The 18,687-nt window shown below is 36.2% G+C and carries 14 protein-coding genes; 7 read left to right on the top strand and 7 right to left on the bottom strand.

Going from position 1 to position 18,687, the window contains the following annotated elements:
• Window positions 1–24: 24 nt before the first annotated feature.
• The 3 genes from TYM08_RS19750 (at window position 25) to TYM08_RS19740 (ending at window position 2,875) form a co-directional block, all read left to right on the top strand.
• A complete protein-coding gene (locus TYM08_RS19750) occupies window positions 25–705 on the top strand; it encodes a glutathione S-transferase family protein (RefSeq protein ID WP_422380875.1) in 681 nt (226 codons plus the stop codon).
• A 301-nt stretch (window positions 706–1,006) separates the two neighbouring features.
• Complete coding sequence (locus TYM08_RS19745) at window positions 1,007–1,351, top strand: cupin domain-containing protein (protein ID WP_422380874.1); 345 nt, start codon at window positions 1,007–1,009, stop codon at window positions 1,349–1,351.
• Window positions 1,352–1,477: 126 nt separating this feature from the next.
• Window positions 1,478–2,875: an MATE family efflux transporter gene (locus tag TYM08_RS19740; RefSeq protein WP_422380873.1), complete on the top strand. Its 1,398-nt coding sequence runs from the start codon at window positions 1,478–1,480 to the stop codon at window positions 2,873–2,875.
• A 184-nt stretch (window positions 2,876–3,059) separates the two neighbouring features.
• Here the strand turns inward: TYM08_RS19740 and TYM08_RS19735 are convergent, their stop codons facing one another.
• Complete coding sequence (locus TYM08_RS19735; RefSeq protein WP_422380872.1) at window positions 3,060–3,635, bottom strand: GrpB family protein; 576 nt, start codon at window positions 3,633–3,635, stop codon at window positions 3,060–3,062.
• 350 nt (window positions 3,636–3,985) lie between these two features.
• Between TYM08_RS19735 and TYM08_RS19730 the strand changes: the two genes are divergently transcribed.
• Entirely contained in the window at window positions 3,986–4,225 is a 240-nt protein-coding gene (locus TYM08_RS19730) for a hypothetical protein (RefSeq protein ID WP_422380871.1), read from the top strand.
• 81 nt (window positions 4,226–4,306) lie between these two features.
• Here TYM08_RS19730 and TYM08_RS19725 read toward each other — a convergent pair whose 3' ends face one another.
• From TYM08_RS19725 to TYM08_RS19715, 3 genes are all read right to left on the bottom strand, one after another.
• A complete protein-coding gene (locus tag TYM08_RS19725; RefSeq protein ID WP_422380870.1) occupies window positions 4,307–5,668 on the bottom strand; it encodes a DUF1552 domain-containing protein in 1,362 nt (453 codons plus the stop codon).
• A 13-nt stretch (window positions 5,669–5,681) separates the two neighbouring features.
• Entirely contained in the window at window positions 5,682–8,834 is a 3,153-nt protein-coding gene (locus tag TYM08_RS19720) for a PKD domain-containing protein (protein ID WP_422380869.1), read from the bottom strand.
• Between the two features lie 229 nt (window positions 8,835–9,063).
• Window positions 9,064–11,331: a hypothetical protein gene (locus tag TYM08_RS19715; protein WP_422380868.1), complete on the bottom strand. Its 2,268-nt coding sequence runs from the start codon at window positions 11,329–11,331 to the stop codon at window positions 9,064–9,066.
• Between the two features lie 327 nt (window positions 11,332–11,658).
• On the opposite strand from TYM08_RS19715, the gene TYM08_RS19710 reads away from it, so the two are divergent.
• The gene (locus tag TYM08_RS19710; RefSeq protein WP_422380867.1) at window positions 11,659–12,375 is read left to right on the top strand and encodes a VC0807 family protein; all 717 of its coding nucleotides are present in this window, start codon (window positions 11,659–11,661) and stop codon (window positions 12,373–12,375) included.
• Window positions 12,376–12,767: 392 nt separating this feature from the next.
• Here TYM08_RS19710 and TYM08_RS19705 read toward each other — a convergent pair whose 3' ends face one another.
• The 3 genes from TYM08_RS19705 to TYM08_RS19695 form a co-directional block, all read right to left on the bottom strand.
• Window positions 12,768–13,418 carry a TetR/AcrR family transcriptional regulator gene (locus TYM08_RS19705; RefSeq protein ID WP_422380866.1) on the bottom strand — a complete coding sequence of 217 codons (651 nt, stop codon included), beginning with the start codon at window positions 13,416–13,418 and terminating at the stop codon, window positions 12,768–12,770.
• Between the two features lie 482 nt (window positions 13,419–13,900).
• On the bottom strand, window positions 13,901–15,946 hold the full coding sequence (locus tag TYM08_RS19700; RefSeq protein ID WP_422380865.1) for a methyl-accepting chemotaxis protein: 2,046 nt from the start codon (window positions 15,944–15,946) through the stop codon (window positions 13,901–13,903).
• A gap of 292 nt (window positions 15,947–16,238) precedes the next feature.
• The gene (locus TYM08_RS19695; RefSeq protein WP_422380864.1) at window positions 16,239–17,231 is read right to left on the bottom strand and encodes a Gfo/Idh/MocA family protein; all 993 of its coding nucleotides are present in this window, start codon (window positions 17,229–17,231) and stop codon (window positions 16,239–16,241) included.
• A gap of 102 nt (window positions 17,232–17,333) precedes the next feature.
• On the opposite strand from TYM08_RS19695, the gene TYM08_RS19690 reads away from it, so the two are divergent.
• Window positions 17,334–17,846 (top strand): hypothetical protein, encoded by a 513-nt coding sequence (locus TYM08_RS19690; RefSeq protein ID WP_422380863.1) that lies wholly within the window; start codon window positions 17,334–17,336, stop codon window positions 17,844–17,846.
• A complete protein-coding gene (locus tag TYM08_RS19685) occupies window positions 17,846–18,448 on the top strand; it encodes a 2OG-Fe(II) oxygenase (RefSeq protein WP_422380862.1) in 603 nt (200 codons plus the stop codon). The genes TYM08_RS19690 and TYM08_RS19685 overlap by 1 nt, the downstream gene beginning before the upstream one ends.
• The last annotated feature ends 239 nt before the right edge of the window (window positions 18,449–18,687 follow it).

The following is an 18,687-nucleotide window of genomic DNA, read 5'->3' as shown; positions in this document are numbered from 1 at the left end:
TCATAATTTAAATAAGGTAAACACATGAAATTAGTAATTGGTAATAAAAATTACAGCTCTTGGTCATTGCGTCCATGGTTATTATTTAGCTATTTTGATTTAGAGTTTGAAGAAATTAACATTCAATTATTTAATGAAGGCATGCGAGAAAAAATGCAAGGTATTTGCCCTGCTTACAAAGTACCAGCATTAATAATAGATGACATTCAAGTTTGGGATTCATTGGCCATTTGCCAATTCATAAACGAAGAGCATTTAGATGGCAAAGCTATGCCAGCACATGCCAAACTAAAAGCCTTTTCATTAAGTGCCTGTGCAGAAATGCACAGTGGATTTAATGGCATTCGTAGTGAGTTACCCATGAACATTCGTGCAGAACACCCTTTGCTTTTAAGTGATCTGTCAGAGCTGTGCCAAAATGATATTCAACGTGTCATTGAATTATTAAGCCAAGCGTTAGAGTTAAGTGCTATTAATAGTTCAGGATATTTACTAGGAGAGTTTGGTATCATCGATTGTATGTTTATGCCGATTATGAGCCGATTTAATACTTACCATATTAAATTGCCCGAACCATTAACACGTTATCAACAAAAAATGCTGAATGAACCTGCGTTTATAAAATGGAAAGAAGTGGCATTAAAAGAAAAAGAAGTGATTGAGTTAGATGAGCGCGGGTATTTAATTGAAAATAATTTGATTTAACGATGCCCTTGCCGTCATCTTCAAATTTGCGTAGCAAAACTTTAACGATCCAGTGTCTGAACTAACTACAACTCAACATTTAACTAAGTTATAATCAAAACCAATCTCAGAAAAAATGAATCAACAAGATTGCCCCGATATCAAAAAAGGACTTAGACTTAATATTTCAAAGCTACGTCAACACATTCAAATCAAAACCTTGGAAAGCGTTGTTAGAGAATGATTTTAAGTTTATGTATTGTGAAGTGTCATTAACTTATTCAAACTATAAATTAAATTTCAAATAAAAAAAGGTAACCCAATGAATCCAATATCCACACAAAATTCAGAGCATTATAAATGGGCAGATATTTGCGATGGATGGCATTTACTTAAGTCTGAAAATTTAAGTGTGATCGAAGAATTGGTTCCCCCTGGTTCAACAGAGACTTTGCATTATCATTGCCGTGCAGAGCAATTTTTTTATGTACTTTCAGGTCAAGCTACTATGATTATTAATGATAGTCGTAAAATCATTGAATCTTTTTCAGGCATTTATGTTCCAAAAAATGCAAAACATCAATTAATAAATGAAACTGATCAGGCGTTGCGATTTTTAGTTATATCGACGCCACCAAGTCATGGTGATCGTGTTGATATCGAGTAATTTAATTTTAAGATTTTATGCATGAATCATTTGATTACCATTAATTTTCTAACTGTAATGAAACAGAATGAATTACAATGTAGGTTTATATATTTAACTTCTTAGATGACTTCAAAAATTACTTAGATGACTTCAAAAATTAAGCATAAAAAATCTCAAACTTCTTCTGTAATGGATAAAAGTTTATTAAGTCTTACATGGCCTATATTCGTTGATACATTAATGGTATTTCTAATTAATGTGGCAGATGCGTGGTTTTTGAGTCAACAATCCGATGATTCCGCGGCAGCTGTTGGGGCTATTTTGCCAATAACAGGAATGTGTTTTAGTTTTTTTGTGGCGTTAAATGCAGCCGGAGCGGCGGTTGCTACCAAGTTATTTGGTAAGCATTCAAAGAGCGCACAAAATGAAAATAATATACACAGTCATATTATTGCATTAAATTTTGGTGCGATATTAGGGTTATGTTTTATAACGGGCATTGTCATTAGCGCTGTTTTGTTAATGTTCAATGTACACATGGCCGCTTTAATGGGGCTATCTGGCGATGCATTACTAGATGGAAGTACTTATTTAAAAACATTAGGGTTTGCAGCTCTGGCGTTATCAATTCGTTTTGGTGCCAGCGCGACATTACAAGCTTATGGACAAACAAAGTGGAACATGGCTTGTACAGCAGTAATGACTGTCGTGAATCTGTTTTTCAATTATACGTTTATGTACGGTGCGTTTGGTTTGCCAAAATTAGGCGTTCAAGGAGTTGCATTAGCTACTGATATCGCATGGATTGTAAATTTAATACTGACGTTTGCAGCAATTTATTATTTACAAATAAAAATTACACTACCTAAAACAATTCAATCCTTTAAAAAATCATCCAAGGCCATTTTAGATATTGCGATACCTTCAGCAATAGAGCCGCAAGCTTGGCATTTGTCGCAGTTAGTTATCATGAGCATGATCGTAAATTTAGGCCAGGTTGCCCTTGCCACTCGAGTATATGCATTTAATATTATTTTTATTGTTGTTTTATTTACTGTTTCTTTAAGTGCTGGGGTGCAATTAAAAGTTTCATATTTGTATGGTGCAGAAAAATATAAAGACATGCATAACACGTTAATTAAAGGTGTATTACAAGGTTTGGCGTTGGTTGTGGTTACTCTTGCTTTCTTATATGTATTTTCAGCTAGTCTTTTAGGTTTGTTCAGCCAAAACCCAGAAATAATAGCATTAGGTAGTACCATAATTGGTATTGCTGTCTTTGCAGAAGTTGGAAGAATATTAAATATGGTGATTGGATTTTCAGTTAAAGTTGTTGGCCATGCAAAATTTATAGCTGTATTTGGAATCAGCACTATGTGGTTAATTTCTTTGCCATTCACATGGTTTTTGGGTGTCTATCTTGGATTTGGTTTAATTGGAATCTGGATAGCGATGGGTATAGATGAGTGTTTTAGAGGCAGCGTAGCTACATGGTATTGGTATAAAAAACAAAATGAACGATTACTTAAAAAATCTAAATGAGGGCTTACAAAAAATTAAACACTATCACTGCCAAAATACAAACATCAAACATCAAAATACAAACATCAATGATTTTTAGATTGATGAGTTATTTTTCAAATTGGAGCCTAGTTTAAAATTAAACTTGTTAAGCTAAAAATTAAATTGTATCTAAGATTCTTGCGTGATCATTATGAGCAATTTATTAATTAACTTCAGAATCTTGTTGCCAGTTGGTTTGCTTTGCCCACAATTTTGCAGCTTGATAAACCGTGTCCATATATGGATCTTTGATCGCGTAATAACCATTGGCATCATTACTAAAATATTTAGCCAATTCTATTTTGATTTTCGCATATGCGAGTTTTATAGTTGAGTGACTGCGAAGGTAATCCCTAAATAATAAAGGATATTCTTGATTAAGGCGGCCTATTTGTCTGACATGAATATGTGCTCGACGCTCCCCTTGAAGCTCTTGAAAGAATTTCTTTTTAAGTTCGATTGAATCATTATCAAGCCCCACTAAATTGTCGCAATCCGCTTCGTTTCTAAATACAAAACCTTCCGAGGTTAATTTTTGTTCAATAAATGTATTTGAAATATCATCGACGGTTATTTGAATGTCTATCACGTCTTTGGCTGCAAGCTCATTAATGGACGTTGAACCGATATGGTCAATTCGTAGGGCAACATCTTCCAATAAAAAACGTAATTGCTTGGCGATTTTTTGATATTCATCTGGCCAGTTTGGATGGTAGGGTGTCATTTTTATAAGGGACATAAGTGTTACCTATAGATATTTTTTTTGATGTTAACACGATTTTATTTCTCCAATCATTATTGCACGATTCTTTGTTAGTAATATGAGTATGGTTTTATTTTAAGACATAAACCTGAAGAAATAGGCTTAATTTTGGATGAAAATGGTTAGGGGTCAATAAATGATCTAATTGATAAAACCGCGTCATATAAATTAACACGTTATTAAAATTATAGGGTTTGTAAGTTGTATTTAAATTCAGTTTTACATACCAATAATTCCCATAACAAATTTAAACGTTAAGCTATTTTTTGTATCCGTTAGCATGGTGTATTATGTAAGCTAAATTGATCATTAGTTAGGATGCTAATATGGAAAAGCCAATTAAACCAAATTTTTATTATTCAATTCATGTGATGTATTCACTTATAGCTTTGGCTATTTTTATTTATTCTAAAACCATTTTTTATTCTATTTATCCACAGGGGTGGTTTGTATTAGTTGGGCGTTTGATTACTTTAATGCTTTTATTGAGTGTGTATTCGACATTGTTTATGAATTATAAACAACAAAAAGATCGTTACATTAATGGGAACATTGATCAAAAATAATGCTGCAAAAAACAATTCACCCATCCATAAAAAAACCGAACAAACGTTCGGTTTTTTATACGCTAACAAAAACTAGAAAAACTAAATTGGCGTATCCGACGCGCCTGTCCACATGCTTGTTTGGATATTATCGGTGCCTTCCATGACGATTCCGTCATAGCCGGCTTGAGCAGCACAGGTTGATAAAATATCACTGTGGCTGATTGCTACTTCTGCTTCTTTACCATCGCCTTTTTTACCGCTGCGACCAAAACCTCTGAAGTCTAATGAACGACCGGTTGCTAAACCTGCATTTTTACCACCCGCTAACATCATTGGCATTCTGTAATGATCATGAATCGCCGCGTCTCCTACATCGGAAACGACACAGATAATGGTGTTATCTAACAATGATCCATCAATATCAGGCGTGTTGGCTAGTTTTTCAATAAACTTGGCAATTTCTGCAGACCATTTAGCTTTTGATTGAGTATGCGCCGAGCCTGATAAGTGAGATAAATCATGATCACCTTGGGATAATCCTTCTAAGACAGTTGGCGATACAGAGTGTGAGTAACTAAACGTTAATGATCTTGTGATATTACAAGACAGCGCCTGAATCGCGATGTCTTGTTGAATATCAGAAATTTCAATAACGTTATTTTGTAACGATGCATCGGTGATGCCGTTTAAATTAACATCAGGAGCAGTACAAATAATAGGGGTTCCACCACCTGTTCCACCTGATGGATAATCACGGTTTAGCCTAGCCTCAAGTACTGACATGGCTTCGGTGTGTTGATCTAAGCGTGTTTTTTCAATGCTTCCTAGTGATGAGCGAATACCCTTTAATTCATCATTTATCACATCAAAAATCTTTAGCTGTGAATGTCTTTCAGTAGACACTGGTGTTGTATCGCCAGTGTTGGCAGATAAGCTACCAAACAAGTTATTAAACACAATTCTAGGATCATCAATGGAGCCAAGTCCTGAACCCTCGTCCCAACTAATTTTTCGTGTATCGTCTTTCCATCTTACATCCACACCCATTTGCACGGACGGTGTTGAAATTTGTGTGGTAGCGCGGTTTGCCCAATCTTGCTTTCCCATTAGTACATCTATAGATGAAGTGGCAGGGGCGTTGGATGTTGCACCGGTATAACCCGTTAAACATTTAATGGTTCCACCTTCGTGAGTACCTGCGTTACCAAACATCGCCAAACCGTCCATGAAAACACATTGATCATAAACACTTTGTAAAGGTGCTGTTTGCTCAGGCAGTACACGACTGCCTTTTGGTGGAAAGAATAAATCGGGCACACATCCGTTAGGAGTGAAAATAAACAGTGTACGAATACGTTGTGCGCTATCGGCTGCTAATGCTGAGCGTGTTAGCAAAGAAAGCATTGGGCCAGCAGCTAGAGATCCGGCTGAAATAGATTTGATTAAAGAACGTCTGTTCATGATTGATCTCCTGTTACTGACGGTTTAAGAAATTAGAAGTACTGACTGATTTAACCCACAACCCTACAATCCCGTCCGATGTATTCCATCGAGCTAAGATATCTTCTGATGCGCATGTATCATATGCTGCAACACCGTGCATGTAGTTTTGGAACTGCTCGGTAATACAATGCTCAACGCTTGCTAAACCGTCAGTGGTTAATATTTCATTTAAACCACTTGTGCCATTAAAGTTGTGTACATCTTCATCGGACATATTTTCCAAACCAATTAAGATACCCGCATCAGATACTGCAATACCCTGGCCTTCTGTTGTACGGTATTGACCAATGCCATCGTAACGTTCAAATGCAAATCCAACATCATCAATTTTGACGTGACAAAATGCGCAAGTTACATTGGTTGAGTGAGCAGCAAAACGATCGCGTGTTGATAGATCTGGGCTAACAGGGTCGACTTCCCCAACATTATTTGGAGGCGTACCAAATTCTTGGCAAAGTAAGCGCTCTCTAACCATTACGCCACGTGCAATTGGGTTAGATGAGTTTGGTTTGCCATAATGTGCTAAAACCGCACCCATATTTAAAATACCGCCACGTTGTTCGTTGACATTAACTTCATTAAAGCCTGAGTTTGGCACATTAGTAAATCCGTAGAAATTACCCAGTATTGAGTTAACAAAAGTCGTATCGGCATTAAATAAATACTCGACACCCACTTCATTTGAAGTTAACGCTTCTCCTGTAAATAATTCAAACTCAGTATCCATAGCTGCACCTAATGCAGTGCTGTACACACTTGAATAACCAGAAGCATCTTTATAGTCTTCAATGGAATTAATGTTTAGCCATTGTTGAGCAAAACGAGCCAATTGTGCTTTCGCTTTTGGTGAAGCAAGTAAACGCTGAGCCTCCTGTTCTAATTGAGCTTGGGTAGATAACGTGTTGTTTGCTGCTTTTTGCAATAACACAGCATCAGGCATGGTTCCCCAGAATGTATAAGACATCATACTTGCTGTTTCATAAGGGGTTAACTGCCCGTTTTGACCAATTTCATAACGATATATAAAGTTTCCCGAAGACAATAACGCCTGAATTACAAATTGCGCACCTTGCGTAGTACTGGAGCCTTCTTTAAATAAGTTTTTATAAGCGGTTTGTTCTGAAGAAGTTAAAGGGCGTCTAAATGCTTTTAAGCCAAACTCTGGCACAAATTGATCTGCACAGCTTGATACATCATTGCTAGAGCAATTTAGTAATCCGCTAACAGAGGTAGATTCTGCGATGCTTTTTGCTGTGTCCCAGTATGAGTTCAATGAAGATACTGAAATAGAACCAGAAACTGCATTGTTTTTATAACCGTTAACTACAGAGTCTGCTTGTAATAAGCCAATTTGTGATTCTATATCTTGGCGGTTTAATAAATCTTGAACCGTTAACACATATTCGGAGTTCGTTAATTTACGCAAGCGTTTAGGTAATATTTCTGGGCTTTGATCTGAGCAACTCATCTCTACATGAAATGAAAGTAACCAAGTTGCAATTGAATCGGCACATTCTTTTTGGCAATCTTCAATTTCCCCAAATGTTTGAGGCATAGTGGTTTCAATTCGAGTAGATAAAGACGAGTGACTGAAGTTTTCAATCAAAATAGGTTGGTTTTCAGCGGTACCATTATCGCCATGACATTTACTGCAGAGCGCTTCTTCATATAAAAGACTGCCTTCTACTAATGTGCTGTCTTCATCAGTTAATACAGTGCCCGATAATACAAATGTTTCAGTTTTAGTATAGATGCTGTTATCGGTTAAATCGGTAACCGTAACCGTAGCAGTGTGAGTGCCTGCTTGAGCAAAAGTGTGGGCTGCAATAGGCTCGTTAATGACTGTATTATCAGAAAATGCCCAAGAATAGGTTAAATTATTAGTATTAGGAGCCGTCGTTTTTGAAGCATTTACTGCAGCAGTTAGACCCTCTGAGCTATTAGAAGTAACCACTGTGATTTCTGTTGGCGCTTCATATAATGACAATAACCAAGTAGCAATCGCATCGGCACATTGTTTTTGACAGTCTTCAGGTTTGCCAATGGGTTTTGGCATAGCTGTTTCAATGGGTTGGGATAATGTTTGATGATTATAATTTGCTAAATTCAGTGGCGTGTCACCGCTTTGACCGTCATCGCCATGGCATAGTAAACATTGTGCTTGTTCAAACATTAATCCGCCTTCCACGATCGTATTGTCCATTTGAGTTAAAACATTACCTGATAAGTTAAAAGTTTGCGTCGCTGTATAAGTGGCATTATCGTCTAGATCAGTAATGGTTAGCACTGCGTTGTGAGTGCCTGCTTGAGCAAAGGTATGGGCTGCAATTGGCTCGTTTATTACGGTGTTGTCAGAAAATTTCCAAGAAAATGATAAATTAGAACCATTAGGAGCCGTCGTTTTTGAAGCATTTACTGCAGCAGTTAGACCCTCTGAGCTATTAGAAGTAACTACTGTGATTTCTGTTGGCGCTTCATATAATGACAATAACCAAGTAGCAATCGCATCGGCACATTGTTTTTGACAGTCTTCAGGTTTGCCAATGGTTTTTGGCATAGCTGTTTCAATGGGTTGGGATAATGTTTGATGATTATAATTTGCTAAATTCAGTGGCGTGCCACCGCTTTGACCGTCATCGCCATGGCATAAATTACAATTCGCTTCTTTAAATAACTGCTCACCTTCAACAATTGTATTTTGAGCTTCAGAGTTTGCGTTACCACTAAGATTAAACGTTTGAGGTGCTTGATAAACACTGCCATCTTTTTGATTGATAATGGTCAGTTCAGCACTGTGATCACCTGGCTGAGTAAAAGTATGTGCAGCGATAGGCTCTTGAATGACCGTACCATCGGAAAACTTCCAAATATAGATAAGTTCTGCATCCGCATCTGCTGTTGAATTAGCGGCATTAACAGTAACAGTTAACCCTACTGATGTAATTGAAGTAACGGGGGTGACACTTTTTATGTCAGAAGATTTTTTGTTATCGCCATCTAAATCTGCTGCAGGTACACAGGATGTAATTAACACCCCTGCTGCAATTAATGAAATAAATGGTTTTTTTAAAGTTGAGTAAAAAGACAGCGTGCTTTTTAAAGACACAGGCAGATTAAAAATCATAGTCGAGTAGCCTAATTAAGTGATTAGATTAAATCCGTTACCCTCATTTTGTCTGCATAAAATTCCATGAGCAGTACAGGTAACTTCGACGGCGATTATACTGAAATGGATTGAGTGAACATAGGGGTGTATCACAAAAGATAACTATAAATGAGTATAATTGTTGTAAAAAAATACATTCAAGAGTATTTGTATCCTGAATGTAGTTATTTTGTTTTGCGTGTGAAAATCAAGTCGCCGCTTCTAACTGTTCGGCTTCAATGCCTAACAAATGACTCACTGCATCCAATGCTAATTGTTCAGATTCACCAATTTCATTTTCTGAATCTAAAAATTTACCGAGTTTGTTTTGGGCAATGTTGTACCCTAAATCCAATAATTTAAATTTGAATTCTTTACTTTGAGTGTCTTCTAATTGATTTAAAGCGAAAATGGTTTTCAAAATAATATCGGTACTGGTTTGCTCATCTGATATTAACTGCCAAATAGTTGCAAGACGATCAACTGCCAGTGTACAACATTTACTCCATAAGCTGTCTGGCGCTTTTTGTGTTGCAGCATCTTTTAAAACTTTACCCAAACAATCGATTTCTTTTTGATCAATTTGACCATCTGCTTGGCTTATTAATAAAAATACTGCGAACATGCCATTGGTTAATGCGGTGTCGATTTCAGTTTGCTTAATGGATGCAGCAGAAGCTTCGACGACGTCGTCAGTTAGTGGTGTTAGAGTTTGGTAAAACAATTTAAATTGAGAGTGAGTTAACGCTGGATATGCACTGTAGTTGTCCGCTAAAAGTTTAACCTCGGATAATAATTTTTTTTCTAACTCAAATCGAGTAACAATTTTAAAACTTTCTTGGTCAGTTAATACAAATAATACATTTTGATTTGAATTAACTATTAAACCCGATTCAGCTCGATATTTAATAATATTGATGCATTGTTCTTGGCTAATATTTAGCGTTTCAACTTGGGCATGTTGATAATTATAATTTTCTGGATAATTAAATATTAAAAAGTGTTTCCAAAAATTTTCAGAAAATGTTTTTTTGTTTTGCAGTAACGCGTTAATGCTTAGATGACTTACGCAATACAATAACTCAGGATGCGAAGCAGGAATCAAAGACAGCGTTAAAGGATTAGCTAATTGATGCTTGGTAAAATGTTGCAACTGATCTTTACAGCGTTGTTTTATCCAATTTGATGAACAATAAGTCAGCAACTCATTAGAAACTTTAAATTGAGATTTTATAATGTTGCCGTCTAAGTGAGTATCTGCGTAAACGTCGATGGTTAACTGTAATTGATCAATAACTCGAGCGCACATTGCTAATATCCACTTATAATCCGTTGGTGCACTGAGTTGTTTAATATTTAATGTTAAACGATTATGTTCAAATAATGCTTCGATCATCCTAAAGCTTTGATTGGATAACCCTAATTCAAAATAATCTTCGGGGAAGTCTGGCTGAGAAAGCTTTTGCTGATTTTGATGAATGTACATATCAGAAATATTTACGATTTTTTTAAACGCTTCAAACGTGCAATCTTGTAAATTATTAATAACAATTGAACAGTCCGTTTCATTAAATTCAGCAAAGTCGGAATAACCCAACTCAAAATTTAAGGCGCTGTTTCCAAACTTAAATTGAATGGAAATACTGGTTAACGTATATCTAAACTTGTCACGAATAAAGTGATGATAATCAAAATATTGTTTGCAATCTTTAGCTAAGGTAGTAATAAGCTGTTTTGAGTTTTCAGTTGAAAAATCAAGAATTAAATTAGAACTTTTTATTTCATGTGTAAATATTTCATCTAAACGGTTATGTATTAAGTTTTGGCATAGCTTTAATAAATCATCGTAATTGTCTTGATATATATCCGCATGAATTACTTCATTTATATTCCTGTCTTCGCCATGTAAGAACTCATTTGGCATACCTAAATCTTCAAGGGTTTGATAAAACGCATTTAAAGTGTCAGTACCAATACGCTCAACCGTTGTCTGGCCCTGTGTTAATTTAAATACATCGGCACAAATAGGCGTCTCAACGTTTTGATATGCTTTAGTGGTCATGGAGCATAAATCGTTTAAATCATCTAGGCCACCAACTGCTAGGTATCCTTTGTTTGGGACACCTACTAAAATTTGTTGACTATTTAAACGGGTGAATAAACTATCTAAAAAAGTGGGATCAGTTAGTTTTTCAATGGCATATTCATGGATAAACAGCAAAATATTACTGTGATCATTTGGCTGTTGGCATTCGGAAATATCAATATTGGCGATATTGGACAACGCATTTGCAATTAATTGCTCATTTTGGCTGTCGTCAGATTTTTCTGTAAACACAATGCCAGTCTCTAAGTTTTCACCAAATACCAATAATGGAGACTGTTCACAATCAAATAACTGTGTGAAGGTATATTGCCTGTCAGCGATGTTTTCCAACTCGTTATGGCTATTTACAACAGCAACGAAAGCTTCCATCTTGATATTTCCTCGATTAGATTTTTATTGATCGTAAGTGTATTTATTTTAAACTTTCGATCAACTGATTGTTATCAAAATGTTTAAACTATATAAACAGGTGCTCACTTTTTGTGCATGTTTAATAAAAAGTCCAAACGATTAGCTTGTCTTTTATATAATAAACGCTTTAAAAATTGTTGATAAAACCTAATGACTTTAAATTAATGGTGATTTTCGAATGACACAATTAACACAACTCAGCCTATCGACTTTTATGTTCAGGCTATATAATCGCCAGTTATTATCCAAAATCATTATTCCCACATCAATCTGGAACATAACAACATGACAAACATAGCGACTACCCCAGAGCATAAACCTCGTCCAATGCTCGATCTTATTCTTAGTATCGTTTTACCATCGGTTATTTTAATGAAATTCAGTGGTGACGAGCATCTTGGGGCAACCGGTGGTTTGATCGCAGCCCTTGCGTTCCCAATTGGTTGGGGGTTGTTTGAGTTAATCAAATATCGAAAATTTAACTTTATAGCATTATTAGGTTTAGTCAGTGTCATGCTTACCGGAGGCATTGGTTTGTTTGAGCTGGACACACAATGGCTTGCAGTAAAAGAAGCGGCGATTCCAGCCATTATCGGAATTGCAGTATTAGTGTCTACTTTTACCCCTTATCCTTTAATTAGAACGTTATTGTTTAATCCAAAAGTGATGGATGTGGATAAAATTAAACAAAAGCTTGAAGAAAACAACAGCACAGAAGCATTCGACCAACGCTTAATGAAAGCCACCTATTTATTAGCAGCCTCATTTGGTTTTTCAGCAACTATGAATTACATACTAGCAAAATGGATTGTCACCAGCCCAGCGGGCACCCAAGAATTTAATGAGCAATTAGGTCAAATGACATTGTACAGCTACCCGATGATTGCCTTGCCTTCAATGGTCATGATGATTGGTATTTTTTATTATTTATGGCGCACAATCAGTGGTTTGACCGGACTTAAACTTGATGATGTGATGGCACAACCGCCTGAAAAAAAGTAAGGTAATATTAAAAACTATGCAGAAAATTGCTTTGCATAGTTTCATTTAAACCAAAATTCCCCTTCTTGCACACTTACATGTGTGAAAACGTGCAATCTTGTCTATGCACAGGCTATATGGATTGTAAGGTCGAGATTTTTTTCGATATTATCGTTTTTAATTATAGATAAGGGCTGATGTTTATAGGTCGTATGCTTGCTGAGACACACTCAATTCTTTTTTGGAAAAGTGAAAACCAGGGACGAAAACCAAGAACAGCTAACCTAAAACGAAAAAGCTATGAGTGCTGTCAAATTATTTTTAGTTGCCTGTCCTCTTAAACTCCTGGCCTGTCCTCTTAAACTCCTGCTCTTAAACTCTTTAAACAGCCTGTCCTTTTTAAACACTTCACTCTAAACACGCTCTGGCAAAGGTGTGATGTATTGTTCTATGTAATTTGAATCTCCTAGTAAGCTTAATACCTGATTTTGAGCCGCTAATAATAGTATTTGTCGTTCAGTATCACTTTGAATGCTTTTTGCGATTGCCACAGCGCCAACCATAATGGCTAAAATCACGCGTGATGTTCCCTTCACATGCTCTGGTGACTTTATATTTGGTAATTGCTTTAGTTTCTTAAGTGCTTTTATACGTTTTTCAAGTAGAGTGAGCAGACTATGATAAGACTTCTCATAGAGTCCCTTGATTTCATTGCTCTCATTGCCGATCTCATTAAATAGGACATTTTCTGGAGAAGGGTTGCTCTTTTTTGGTATTGCGCGCAAATTGGTTAGATTATTCACTAATTCCATTAGGTGGTTAATGGTGAAAGGCGATTTAGCCAAGCGGTTGCTTCTATTTCGTTGTAAAACATCCACTAACGATGTTTTATAAAGCGCTTCTTTGGATTCAAAATGAGCATAAAAAGCACCGTGTGTCATACGCGCTAATTTCATCACTTGGCTAATTGATACTTTCTTGTAACCAAATTGGCAAAATAACTGAGAAGCAGATTCTAAAATACGTTCTTTTGATTGTTTTTTATGGTGTTTTTTATACGACATATATAGCTCTTGGATACATAAGTTTCATTGCAAATTTACAGAAGTTATTAGTGAACAACAAGGGAAAACAATTGGGTCAGAAATCACGATTATCAGAATTGCTGAAAAAACGTTGATTTTCTTATTTCCCTTTAGGACAAATTAACAGTCAAAACAGAAACTCAATTTTGCTTGTGAAGGTTCCGGATTCATCGTCACAGGGATGTGACTAATTAGAATTGCGCGTTTAAATGGACTTAGGTGGTAGAGCGCGCACTTTTACAGGGATGTAAATGGTAGAGCAGTGCAGGAGCAAATTGCCGAGAATGCCAAAGCCGAAGAGCATGCAATCGTTCGGAAAAACTATCCAGATCATTCAAAAAAACCGAATTTATTGCCACCATAAGCAACAAAGAACATCCATTGTTTGGTTCTCCTTAAAAGCAAAAAATCCGCTAATGCGATTAATACATCAGCGGAATAATCTGTTAAAGCCTAAAGCCTTAGACATTAAAACGCGAAACGGCAGTCATCATTTGTTCGGACATAGCAGTAACGTTAGTGCTGACGGTGGAGGACTCTTTCATGCGCTCTCTCGTTTGAATGGATATATCCACAATACGTTGCACGTTTTTGTCCATTTGTTCACTGACTGTTGATTGGTCTTGGGAGTTTGAGGCCACTTCAATATTGGATTGATACATTTGAGCCACCAGATCGGAAATTTGATTAAGGATTTCTTTGACATCGGTGCTTTTGGTAACGGTCTCTTGCCCGCGCTCTTTTGAGCGTTGCATGACATTAACGGCTTGGGATGAGCCCGATTTCAATCGATCAATCATGGACTGAATTTCGGAAGTACTATCTTGAGTTTTGCTGGCTAATGCTCGTACTTCATCGGCAACCACTGCAAATCCTCGGCCTTGTTCCCCAGCGCGTGCCGCTTCAATCGCTGCATTTAATGCAAGTAAATTAGTTTGTTCGGCGATGCCTTTAATCACATCTAATACCGATACAATTTTAGTTACGTCGCTTTCTAAATTGCCAATCACTTCAGATGCAGAATCAATTTCACCAGCTAATACTTCAATGGTTTCAATGGCGCTACCTACAATTACTTGGGCATTACTGCTGGCTTCTTTTGCTAGGTTGGCGTTGTGACTGCCAATTTCCGTTGCATCCGCAATGACCTTTGAAGTTTGATTCATTTCAGTAAAGGCGGTGGCAATTTGGTCGGTTTCGGAACTTTGTTCTTCTACGCTATTGGCAGCTTGAGTCGTTGATTTTTGTAGATTGAGCATAGACGAAGACATATCTGTTGCGTTTACTTTTACTTGTTTGATGATTTTATGAATGTTATCCACAAATAAATTAAATGCAGCGGCTAGCTGGCCAATTTCATCGGTGCCTTTTTGCTCGATGCGTTTGGTTAAATCACCATCACCCTCTGCTATGTTTTTTAAGCGACTCAAGATTGTTTTAATTGGATTTATAATGGATGAAATTAATACAGCAGCGCTAATCAAAGCAACAACTAGCCCTCCAATTAAAACAGATAACATGATCAAATTTATGTTTTTTTGTAGTGAATATACTTGAGTAACAAACGATTCAACGGTTGCGTCACCATTTGATTCCAGTACTTCTAATTGCGTTAATAAAGAATTGGCGCTTTGCTGATATCTATGATGGACATCGTGATACGCTGATGATTTTTCAAATAATTCAGCGGACAACTTTTTATGATTATTATAAAAGTCGGTATATGTGTCTATATAGGATTTATTACCCCATGTTGAGCCCGGTTTTGCCTTAAAAAATCCACTTTTTTTCATTTCTCCAACGGATTCAGCAAGAAATGCCAGCGCTTGGGTCACTTCAGAATAGATCAATTTTACTTTTTCAGGATTGCTTTCATTAATCAATAAATTCATTTGGTACATTGACCATAATAGGCCAATGTTTGATTCCATCCCGCCGTCTGCTGCCATCCAGCGTTTTTCTAGACCTGTCGACCAGCTCCATAATTCGTCCGGATTATCGGCAATGGCATCCACCGCTTTATCGCCTATCTCTTCTAGTATTTCACCAAACTCAATAAATTTTGCAGCATTGGCATCAAATTGTACTTTTACTTCAGAAAAGGCGAGATAACCGCTAATAATTTCGTTGCGCAATTCTTTATAGGTATTTAAGTATTCATTAAATATAGCAATATCTTTTTGAGGAATTAAACCTGCGGCTTCCATGCGGCCAAGGGATTCTTCTTCCATGGCAATACCATCGTTTAAGGCAGCAATATTGGATTCATAATCACGACCTGCAAGAATATTTTCAATGGCAATAATCTCAGCTTCAATGCCAATCGTGCCTTCCATTGCACCGTCTGCGGTGTCCCAGGCAGGACCTGTTACAAACTCAAAGTGTTTGGCCATTTGTTTTAAGCCAAAAATTCCAGCTATTCCAACTAATAAAATGATAATTGAGAGCAATCCAAAGCCGGTTATAATTTTGCTCTTTAATGTAAAAAAGTGTGTTATGGGTTTCATTTCGCTTACCTAAAAAATAGCATTATAAAATTGAGGTTAGTTGAATAATGCCATTAGTCAAAAAGTGATAAGTGCTAAAAATGATTTAAATTATTAATATTTCCTTAAAATTTAAAACCATGTAGGCCCATTTAAAAAATAAGCCCGAAACGTTTGCGATAAGAAAGGCTTTTGTAAATCTGACCTTATACAGAAAATTCCAATTGCATTGAGATATTTTTGTTGGACCCAAGAAAGGGATACCAAGATAAATTAAAAACCGTATTAAAATTTAATACGGTTAAAGGTTGAATTATTGTTCAAAGGGATAAAGCATTCCCCAATCTTTTCGCATGTCATCCATCAATTGCATAGTGTCTAATGTTTCTTGTAATGGCATGATATTACTTTCTAAGTCGCCATTATTGATTTTTTCACATACTTCAATTACTTGATAGATAAACCCATTATCATGATTAGCAACTGTTTTAATGTCACTTTGAATCACTTGGTGAGAATGGTTATGTGTGTGCACTTTAAATGTTTGCCCCTGTTGAAAATGATTAAATTCAATGTAGCCATTTTCTCCATAAATCATTGCACGATTTTGAGTATATAAATTAAAACTCGTATTAATATTTGCAATGGCACCTTGTTTAAATTGCAGTTGGTAACTTGCAATTTCATCCACACCAGTTGTAGATAAGCGACACATAGAATTAACATTTGACGGGATTTCACCCATTAAATAATTCACAAATGTAATCGGGTAAATGCCCATATCTAATGTCACGCCACCTGCTAATTCTGGGTCAATGAGTCGTGGTAAATATTTGCCTTGAGCAATGTTGCAAAATGAAATATCAAATAATTTTATTTCACCAATAGCATTGCTATCTAATATTTCTTTTAAACGTTGAATGCTTGGTAAAAAACGTGTCCAAACGGCTTCCATTAAAAAGCATTGATTTTTTTTAGCAAGATCCATTAATTCTTTTGCTTGCTTCGCATTCACTGTAAATGGTTTTTCAATTAAAACGTGTTTTTTATGTGTTAATGCCAGCATAGCATTTTCATAATGAAAATTATGTGTAGTTGCGATATAGATCACATCAATGTCGTCACGTTTAACAATGCTTTGGTAATCATCAAAATCGGTATCATATTTTTTAGCAAAACTCTGTGCGCGTTCAACAGATTTTGATGCAACAGATTGCAATGTACTGCATTTATTCAACTTAATGGCTTCGGACATTTTTTCAGCGATGTTACCGGCACCAATAATGCCCCAGCGAATTGTTTTCATAGTGTTACCTAATTCTATTAATTATGAATATATGACTTTACAGTGTGTGTGTTTAAAAATAAACTCAGAGTACGAATTTATAGTCACGTAGTCAGAGGCTTTATGTTGTCCAGAATCAGATCTATTCTTACCATGGAAATAAAAATTCCAAATTTTAATAAAGAGACTGAAGTCTCGTTGTTGGAATATGGCATTACACCAGATGAAGTATTAGCCAATTATATCGAAGCTAGGGATCATGGACAGCCACAAAAAGCTTATAATTATATTTCCAAAAAAGACAAGCACCGAGTGTCACTTGCCAAGTTTGAACAATTGCACGAAACCGACCCATTTATTGCTGATACTGTAAATGTGATAAATCAACGATCAAAAAATCAAAAATTTGTGATTACTCATGAGCAAGAGCATGCAGCAGTGGTACGCTGGTTAACCAATTTCCCGAAATTATTTTGTACGTTGCCTCAATATGAAATTGAAACAGAGCATCCTACATGTCAAGCAGACTCCGAAATTGTGTATGAGACAGAGGCTCAAAGTATTGATTTTGAATTAATAAAAGAAGGGGCGTACTGGAGAGTGGTACTCAGTCAATATGATGTTGATGGTAAATAATGACATTCACATCTTCGTATGAAAAACTATTTAATTTAATCATTGATGATTTAGTTGAGCAAAGTTATAGCTTACAAATTAATCAAGCCCCTCAAAAAATATGTGAGGCATTATTGGAGCAAGCAAAATTAAATGTTGCTGAGTTTCAAGCGGCGAGTGTCGGTAGGAAATCCAATCAAATTTTAGATACAAACATTCGCAGCGATAAAACATTGTGGATCGAAGGACACTCAAAAGCAGAGATCGAATGGTTGGCTTGGTGTGAGCAACTTAAAATCGCTTTAAATCAATCATTATATTTAGGTTTAAATAATTTTGAGTGTCATTATTCCATATACAATCCCAATGACTTTTACCAAAAACACGTTGATGCATTTAAAGGAAAATCTAACCGTAAAGTATCGATGGTGTTGTATTTGAATAAAGGCTGGCAGCCCGAGCACGAAGGTCAGCTGGTCATATACCCTAAAGAGCAAGATCCGCTCAAATTTGATCCAACCTTTGCAAGCTTTGTTGTGTTTTTAAGTGAAGACATACCACACGAAGTGCTAGCCAGTCATAAAGATCGTTTTGCTATTGCTTGTTGGTTTAGGGTTGATTGATTTATAAAATCTAGACAGTCAGTTGTTCAAAATATTTGCCTTGGCAAAATTGAGGAAGATGAAAACTGCTAAATTGTCATTTGAAATCTAATACCAGTAATAAACTTTAATCATGTCAACTTCTATACTTTTATTGGCGAACCTTTGTCATGAACTAATCGGTCTGTCACCCTCGATATTTCTTTATCGGGATCTCATTGCCCTAAACAAAATAGCCCTAAGCAAAACTGTCCTAAGCA

It is taken from the genome of Marinicellulosiphila megalodicopiae (assembly GCF_045862395.1).
GTDB lineage: Bacteria > Pseudomonadota > Gammaproteobacteria > Pseudomonadales > Natronospirillaceae > Marinicellulosiphila > Marinicellulosiphila megalodicopiae.
Note: the sequence above shows the minus strand (reverse complement) of the source record. Positions and strands in the feature narration are given on the sequence as shown.